We start from the raw sequence: 1527 nt of genomic DNA on the forward strand, positions 1-1527 counted from the left end.
GTAGTAGGTCAGGCGGACTTGCACAGCGGTGTAGCATAGAGGCATGAGGACGATAGAAGAGCGCTTGGCCGACCTGGAAGCCGAGAACGCGGTCTTGCGGGCCGAGACCACCGTGCTGCGGACACAGGTGAGTGAGCTGCCGGGGCTGCGCGCGCAGGTCGAGGAGTTGGCAGCCCAGGTGCGGGCGGTTCAGGCGCGGCTGGCCAAAGACAGCCACAACAGCTCCAAGCCGCCCAGCAGTGATGGGCTCAAGCGCAAGGCCAAGAGTCTGCGGGTCAAGAGTGGCAAGAAGGCGGGCGGCCAACTGGGCCATCGGGGCGAGACGTTGCACCTGGTGGCGCCGCCGGATGGGGTGGTTGAGCATCGCCCCGCCTCTTGCCCCCAGTGCCAGACGTCACTCGCGGACGCCGAGGTGGTGCTGCGCGAGCGGCGGCAGGTGCAGGAGCTGCCGCCCGTGGTGCGCCTGGTGGTGAGCGAGCATCAGACGCTGCATGTGCGCTGCCCCCAGTGTGCACATGTCAGCGTGGGTGCCTTCCCGCCTGAGGTGTCCAGCCGCGCGCAGTACGGCTCGCGGGTGCGCGCCCTGGCCGTCTACCTGGTCGAACAGCAACACGTCCCTTTGGGCCGTGTCCAGCAGCTGCTCGCCGATCTGTTCGGTGTGCGCCTGGCCCGAGGCACGCTGGTGGGCTGGATCCAGCAGGCAGCGCGGGTCCTGGGGCCAGTGGAGCAGCAGATCAAGGCGACGCTCGCCCGGGCGCCGGTGCTGCACAGTGATGAGACCGGCGTGCGCCGCGCTGGGGCATTGGCCTGGGCGCACGTGACGAGTACCGGTCGGCTCACCCACTACGCCATCCACACCAAGCGCGGACACGAGGCGATCGATGCCATCGGCATCCTGCCCAACTACCAGGGGGTGAGTGTGCATGATGGGTGGGGCAGCTATCGCCGCTATGCCAACTGCCGCCATGCGCTGTGCAATGTCCACCATCTGCGGGAACTGACCTTCGTCGAGGAACAGTATCACCAAGCGTGGGCCGCCGACATGAAAGCGCTCCTGCGCGAGATGAAAGCCGCCACCGACCAGGCCCGCACCGGCGGACACCTCCGCCTGTCAGCAACCGCGCGAGAGGACTTCGTCGTCCGCTACCAGGAGCTGCTGAGAGTTGGACTCGCCGCCAACCCGCCACCCCCAGACCACGAGCGCCAACCCGGCCAGCGCGGCCGGCTGGCGCAGTCGCCCGCCCGCAACTTGCTCGAACGGCTCACGCTCCAGCAGGAGCAGGTGCTCGCGTTCCTGGATGATCTGACGGTTCCCTTCGACAACAATCAGGCGGAACGCGATCTGCGCGGGCTCAAGATCCAGCAAAAGGTCTCCGGCTGCTTCCGCAGCGAGGGGGGCGCGGACGCCTACGCGACGATCCGCGGCTATCTGGCGACCTTGCGCAAGCAGGGCCAGGCGCTCTTGGCTGCCCTCAACACGGTCTTCGCTGGCCAGCCACTCTATCCGGAGTCTGCCTGACCTACTAC

The 1527-nt window shown here is 67.6% G+C and carries 1 protein-coding gene; it reads left to right on the top strand.

Annotation, left to right across the window (positions count from 1 at the left end):
- The first annotated feature begins 199 nt into the window (after window positions 1-199).
- On the top strand, window positions 200-1519 hold the full coding sequence (locus IVW53_15960) for an IS66 family transposase (GenBank protein MBF6607058.1): 1320 nt from the start codon (window positions 200-202) through the stop codon (window positions 1517-1519).
- Window positions 1520-1527: the final 8 nt, after the last annotated feature.

The sequence above is a fragment of the Chloroflexota bacterium genome (assembly GCA_015478725.1).
Lineage (GTDB): Bacteria > Chloroflexota > Limnocylindria > Limnocylindrales > CSP1-4 > C-114.